General features: G+C 42.7%; 6 protein-coding genes and 5 tRNA genes. 3 read left to right on the forward strand and 8 right to left on the reverse strand.

All coding sequences use genetic code 11. The features are described 5' to 3' along the window. The 5 genes from L3V37_RS23400 to L3V37_RS23420 all read right to left on the reverse strand — a co-directional run. Positions 1–128: GTP-binding protein (locus L3V37_RS23400; RefSeq protein ID WP_227484038.1), on the reverse strand; the 128-nt coding region annotated here is incomplete at its 3' end. A 102-nt stretch (positions 129–230) separates the two neighbouring features. Next, positions 231–306 (reverse strand) — tRNA-Thr (locus tag L3V37_RS23405). A 13-nt stretch (positions 307–319) separates the two neighbouring features. Next, positions 320–394, reverse strand: a tRNA-Gly gene (locus L3V37_RS23410). Between the two features lie 35 nt (positions 395–429). Continuing rightward, a tRNA-Tyr gene (locus L3V37_RS23415) sits at positions 430–514 on the reverse strand. A gap of 36 nt (positions 515–550) precedes the next feature. Next, a tRNA-Thr gene (locus tag L3V37_RS23420) sits at positions 551–626 on the reverse strand. Positions 627–831: 205 nt separating this feature from the next. Here L3V37_RS23420 and coaA point away from each other — a divergent pair. Beyond that, positions 832–1,755 (forward strand): type I pantothenate kinase, encoded by a 924-nt coding sequence (gene coaA / locus L3V37_RS23425; protein WP_005388683.1) that lies wholly within the window; start codon positions 832–834, stop codon positions 1,753–1,755. Between the two features lie 7 nt (positions 1,756–1,762). On the opposite strand, the gene birA is transcribed toward coaA, so the two are convergent. Together birA and murB are read right to left on the reverse strand one after the other, a co-directional pair. Beyond that, complete coding sequence (gene birA, locus L3V37_RS23430; RefSeq protein WP_033907505.1) at positions 1,763–2,728, reverse strand: bifunctional biotin--[acetyl-CoA-carboxylase] ligase/biotin operon repressor BirA; 966 nt, start codon at positions 2,726–2,728, stop codon at positions 1,763–1,765. After that, positions 2,725–3,768, reverse strand: coding sequence for a UDP-N-acetylmuramate dehydrogenase (murB, locus tag L3V37_RS23435; protein ID WP_213901940.1), 1,044 nt, complete (start codon positions 3,766–3,768; stop codon positions 2,725–2,727). The genes birA and murB overlap by 4 nt, the downstream gene beginning before the upstream one ends. Before the next feature lie 101 nt (positions 3,769–3,869). On the opposite strand from murB, the gene L3V37_RS23440 reads away from it, so the two are divergent. Together L3V37_RS23440 and pssA are read left to right on the forward strand one after the other, a co-directional pair. Further along, the gene (locus L3V37_RS23440) at positions 3,870–4,301 is read left to right on the forward strand and encodes a GNAT family N-acetyltransferase (protein WP_031781233.1); all 432 of its coding nucleotides are present in this window, start codon (positions 3,870–3,872) and stop codon (positions 4,299–4,301) included. A gap of 71 nt (positions 4,302–4,372) precedes the next feature. Beyond that, a complete protein-coding gene (gene pssA / locus L3V37_RS23445) occupies positions 4,373–5,713 on the forward strand; it encodes a CDP-diacylglycerol--serine O-phosphatidyltransferase (protein WP_005388686.1) in 1,341 nt (446 codons plus the stop codon). 671 nt (positions 5,714–6,384) lie between these two features. Here the strand turns inward: pssA and L3V37_RS23450 are convergent. Further along, positions 6,385–6,461: transfer RNA gene (locus L3V37_RS23450), tRNA-Asp, on the reverse strand. Between the last annotated feature and the right edge of the window lie 8 nt (positions 6,462–6,469).

The raw sequence follows: 6,469 nt of genomic DNA on the forward strand, positions 1-6,469 counted from the left end.
ACACCGCCGTAAACTTTAGCAAGAGTAGTACAGATAGCTGCAGTTAGAGTTGTTTTACCGTGGTCAACGTGGCCGATAGTACCAACGTTAACGTGCGGTTTCGTACGTTCAAATTTTTCTTTAGACATGAGTGGTCCCTCTAGGTACGGATTTAGGTGGCCCAAATTGACCACGCAACCAAAAAAAGATAATTGGTAAATCTAATATCAAAAGGAAATAAACTTGAGAGCTGGTGCTGATAGGCAGACTCGAACTGCCGACCTCATCCTTACCAAGGATGCGCTCTACCACCTGAGCTATATCAGCACTCAAATTAGAGTGGAGCGGGCAGCGGGAATCGAACCCGCATCATCAGCTTGGAAGGCTGAGGTAATAGCCATTATACGATGCCCGCAACACGTAACTCTGAGAGCTATTTCCTAAAGAATATGGTGGAGGGGGACGGATTCGAACCATCGAAGGCAGTGCCGGCAGATTTACAGTCTGCTCCCTTTGGCCACTCGGGAACCCCTCCAAATTTTCAAGCCATTCAGACTACTAAAGGAAAGAATGGTGCCGACTACCGGAATCGAACTGGTGACCTACTGATTACAAGTCAGTTGCTCTACCTACTGAGCTAAGTCGGCATAAGTGGTGCGCATTCTATTGAATGATTTTCTAGGTTGCAATAGTAATTTGAAAAAAAATCATAAATTTCGATTTTTTAGATTCGTTTGCTGCAAATTCGTACAAACTTAGCTTTTTTAAAGTAAACTTCGACCTTTGTCGTTTGCTTTGAAGTTCGCTTGATGTATGTTCTTGCTTCTATTAAACCAAGGATAAAAGAGACCCATGAGTCCATTTTTGTCATTTGACCGTGCAAATTGGGCCGAGTTAAGAAACTCTGTACCGATGACACTTTCTGAAGACGACTTGACTGCGCTTCAGGGCATTAATGAAAACCTAACCATGGAGGAAGCGGTAGAGATCTACCTTCCTTTGTCTCGTCTTTTGAATCTGTATGTCCAAGCTCGTCAAAGCCGCAATTCCGTATTACAACAATTCTTAAATACAGAGGAACATGCTCCCCCTTTCGTAATTGGTATCGCTGGCAGTGTTGCTGTAGGCAAAAGTACGACTGCTCGTATTCTAACGGCATTGCTTTCTCGTTGGGAGAATCATCCCAAAGTCTCCTTGGTTACAACAGATGGCTTCCTATATCCGAAAAAAGTACTAGAAGAACGCGGTATCATGCATCGTAAAGGCTTCCCTGAATCCTATGATATCAAGCGTTTAGTCGAGTTCATGTCTGACGTAAAGGCAGGAAAGCCCGATCTTGAAGTACCCATCTACTCTCACATCACGTATGACATTACTGATGAACTAAGAAAAGTGGATAGACCGGATGTTCTTATTATTGAAGGTTTAAACGTTCTGCAAAGTGGAATGGACTATCCACATGACCCGCATCGTGTCTTCGTCTCTGACTTTTTAGATTTTTCAATTTATGTCGATGCAGAAACAGAGACCATTGAACATTGGTATGTAGAACGCTTTTTAAAGTTTCGCCAAGGGGCCTTTACGAAACCAGGCTCTTATTTTAGCCACTACACACAACTCTCTGTCGATGACGCAAAGAAAAAAGCGAAGCAAATTTGGCATGATATTAATGGGCTCAATTTAGAATTGAATATTCTTCCAACTCGTGAGAGAGCCCACTTGATTCTACACAAAGGCGTTAACCACTTAGTTGATAAAGTCTCGTTGCGAAAGTAATCGAAGATTAGTCACTTTTACGCAACGAGATTTCACCACCAATATAAGTCTCTAGTCCTTGGGAGGTTTCGATTAATATTCCACCTTGATGATCGATGCCTCGAACGACGCCATATACCTCTCTAGGACCAATAAGCAGTTTGACCTGACGATTAAGGAAATTGTCTAACCGATTCCAACGTTCGATAAAGCCAGTAAGTCCTTTCATTTCATATTCGACAAGTGCGGAATTCCAATGCTTGATAAGTGTCATTGCTAGAACATTTCTATCGATCTTGAGACTCTGATTTACTTGGTTCAACGTGGTCCATGGCTGGTCAATCTCAGGCTGGTCGTCAGGCATTCCAATATTCAGGCCCATCCCAATCACTAGATGAGCAGCCCCACCGGCCTGACCTGACATTTCAACCAAGATTCCGGCCAGTTTTTTATCTTGATAATACAAGTCATTCGGCCACTTGAGTTTAACACCTTGCATGCCTACTTCTTCCAGAGCTTCCACTGCGGCAATCCCAATCACCAAGCTCAAGCCCATTGCCGCAGCCATTCCCGCATCCAGTCGCCAATACATAGAGAGATATAAGTTAGAGCCAAACGGTGAGACCCATTGTCTACCGCGGCGACCACGCCCTTGTGCTTGATATTCAGCAATACAAACACGGCCCTTTTCCGAATCCACGACTCTGTCGAGCAAATACTGGTTCGTTGAGTCAATCACAGGGACAAGTTCAACAAGTGACTCCGAGCTAGTGGTCAGGAGTGTCTCGTCTAACAACTGCAATGGTGAAGCTAATTGGTAACCACGCCCTTGCACTCGATAAATATCAATACCCCATTCACTAAGACCTTTAATGTGCTTAGCGATTGCCGCTCTGGAAACATTAAGATCGTCGCCCAACGCTTCTCCTGAATGAAACTCTCCATCACTTAATAACCTTAAAATATGAAGTTTCGTAGAGTGATCTTTTCTCATCTAGATGCCTCGATCTGAGCCAAATTGGTCTCCCCGGTACGATTGAGAAAGCGTACTTCATGCTCAAGTATGATTTGGTATTTGTCCCATACTGTCTGCTTCACTAAAGAAGCAAGCGCGACAATGTCATCTGCACTACAATTATCCATGTTGGTCAAAACCAAAGCTTGCATAGGGTTGACCTGCGCACCGTGTACAGACTTCCCTTTTAATCCACACTGATCGATAAGCCAACCAGCAGCAATTTTCATTCCTCCAGAAGCTGGGTAGGCCACTACGTTAGGGTATTTTTTTGTGAGTCGATCATAGTGATCTTGCGTGATCACTGGGTTTTTAAAGAAACTACCTGCGTTACCTATCTTGGTTGGATCTGGTAGTTTTGCCTTTCGCACTTGGCATACTCGTTCGAAGATAGAAGCAGGGCTGAGTTGTTCTTCTGGGATACTTTGTAAAGGGCCGTACTGCTTAATCGGCTGCCATTGCTTCGCCAACTTAAGCCCTAATGCGGTGATAAAGCACTTTCCGTGCAACGCATGTTTAAATATGGAATCCCTATAGGCAAACTCACAGTCTTGGGCGTGCATTCTTTTGTTTTCAAACGTAGTTAGGTCAAGAACATCTACATAATCACAGATGTCTTTTAGCTCTAGGCCATACGCACCAATGTTCTGAATAGGAGCCGAGCCAGCACAACCTGGAATCAAAGCTAAGTTCTCAATCCCACCGATCCCCTGATTCACACACCAGGAAACCAATTCAGGCCAATCTTCACCACCGGCAATATGTAATAGGTAGTGCTCATCCGTTTCCGTGACTTCTTTACCCATGATTCGATTAACAATCACTAATCCCTCAAAATGTTCTGTAAAAAGAACATTACTTCCTTTACCTAAAAAAAGTTTCGGTAAATGGGTGAATCTTGGGTTTTGAAATAGCTCAATAACATCTTCAAGCGACTCAACGATAGCTAAATAGGAACACGATTGTTCAATTCCAAAAGTATGGTAAGCCTTTAGGCTCGCATTTGTTTTAATTTGCATAGTAGGTTTGCAACACCAGATAAGATTCTCTTAAACTGTCGACATTCTACATTAGTTATCTTTTAACCGCAGTGACAATACCAGACTCATTAATCATAGAAGTGTTAAATCCCATCAAGCTCCCCCTCATTAAGAAACTATACAAAGCGTATTACCCTGCGGGTCGAGCCAAAAAAGATGAATTGATCATTACAGCAAGCCATAAAGGTGAAATCATTGCGTTACTACGTTTAAAAAGTGTAGATAAAGTTCGTCTATTGACAGGAATGTTGGTCATTCCGAAAGTTAGGGGAACAGGGATTGGAAAAGAACTACTAACTCATTGTAAAAACAATGTTTTCACTGATGGCGATTATTGCTTCGCGTTTACACATCTCGAATCCTATTATTCCAAGCATGGATTCACAACAATTGATTGCTCTGAGCTACCACACCCGCTAAAAATGGCATTTCAACGTTATGTAGATAGCGGTAAAGATCTCATTCCAATGCAATTCATCTCTTCAACGACATCAAAACGCGTGCTTTTGTAGCCAGGTAAATCATATCTTTGATAAAATGGCAGGTTCGCAATATTGCACTAAACTAAGGTACTCATACCGATATGATAGTAAGTAGGAATCCATTCGAACAGTTGCCAAGTCTCGCTGTCAATCCGGAAGACTTTGATGTTCTGTATTCAGCAGAATCATTCAGAACCCGTCTTTTAGATGCTATCAGCAAAGCAACGTCGCGAATTTACCTAGTCGCTCTATATCTGGAAGATGATGAAGCTGGACGTGAAATTCTCACTGCGCTTTATGAAGCGAAACAGCGCAATCCTGGGTTGGACATCAATATCTGTGTCGACTGGCATCGAGCGCAGCGTGGCCTGATTGGTGCGGAGACATCTGAGGGTAATTCAGCGCTTTACAAAGCATATGCCAGTAAGTACCAACACCCAATCCCTGTCTATGGAATACCAGTGCGTGGCAGAGAAGTTTTTGGGGTACTGCATTTAAAAGGCTTCATTGTCGATGATACTGTTATCTACAGTGGGGCGAGCTTAAATAACGTTTATCTCCATTATCATGAACGTTATCGATTTGATCGTTACCATGTGATTCGACATGAATCTTTAGCGAATTCAATGGTGCAATTCATTCAGGAAGAAATGATTGCTCACCCTGCCGTTAATGATCTTGCAGGAAAAGATAAGCCAGAAACCAAAGAAATAAAGTCGGCGATTCGCCAACTGAGGGCTTCTCTTGCTCAAGCCAACTATAAGTTTGAAGACCAAGCTGCAACAGAAGAAAGTGTAAAAGTCACTCCGTTAGTTGGGCTAGGCAAACGCCGTAATCTGCTCAATCAACAGATTGTAAAGTTATTGGCAGCAGCCCAAGACGAAATTTTCATTTGTACGCCTTACTTTAACTTCCCTAAAGCACTTCATCGTGAAGTGAAACGAGCCATGAAGCGTGGTGTGAAAGTAACTATTGTTGTGGGTGATAAAACCGCCAATGACTTTTACATTGCACCTGAGGAAGACTTTAAAACCATTGGCGGACTTCCATATCTTTACGAAGTGAATTTGCGTCGCTTTGCGAAAGCCAATGAAGCGAATATAGCAGCACGTAAATTGTCAATTCACCTATGGAAGCATGACAATAACAGCTTCCACCTTAAGGGTATTTGGGTTGATAAACGCTATATGCTACTTACTGGGAATAACCTAAATCCACGTGCTTGGTCACTCGACCTAGAAAATGGGCTACTCATACAAGACAATTATGCGAAGCTCACTGAGAAGTTTGAAGACGAAGTTTCGCGTATTCTTGAGCATACTCACCTTATCTGTACTTATAAGCAATTAGAGAAAGTAGAAGACTATCCTATAGGGGTACAGCGACTGGTCAGAAAAATTACCCGCCTAAAGGCAGATGGTGTTTTAAAACGTATTCTTTAGACATCATTTCTCGCTCTAAAGTACGTCGAGATTTTTATACTAAGCCAACCGCTTTAGCAGTTGGCTTTTTCATATAATCCATTTGGAATACTTAACTATTTTCTAGTACCGCTAGTGAGCACATAACCACTTAGATCTAGAGCGACTCTCTTAATGGGTTTGAGCTTTGACGTTTGTGAGTATTCCGCATAGCTTACAGCCTCGAGCTAAGCTACCCCTCTCTGTTTTGGCGCTTCTTACCCCTTGGCGATATATTTTTTCTGAGACTCATCAAATGTTCAGCGTCGAAAATCATCACCTCGCTAATGAAGAGCTCCTTCAATATTTCACCTTCCAATTCTTTTCAAGTCGTTTGATTTTTGAGCCAGGAGAGATTGGGGGTATATATGACGCTTTTCTGGATTATGCGCACAGTTCGTTTTCTCTTTCTCATCAAGATTCAAGCTGTTGAACGCCTTTGAATACCATAGATTACTTAGGTTTGTTTGTAGGTCATATTGTCTTTCCACAGCATCAACGGCCTATATTAATTAAAGCCTAGTGTGTAATCACGCAGAGTTCGCTTAGTAGGGATTATGGGGAGTAGTCTAGTTAGGTGTAAACACACTTCAGGGAAACGCCGCAGTAGAAACGAAAAAAGCCTCAGTCTTTCGACTGAGGCTTAATATAAGTGGCGGAGTGGACGGGACTCGAACCCGCGACCCCCGGCGTGACAGGCCGGTATTCTAACCAACTGAACTACCACTCCGCAGTGGT

This window comes from Vibrio sp. D54, from assembly GCF_021728075.1.
Taxonomy (GTDB): Bacteria; Pseudomonadota; Gammaproteobacteria; order Enterobacterales; family Vibrionaceae; genus Vibrio; species Vibrio alginolyticus.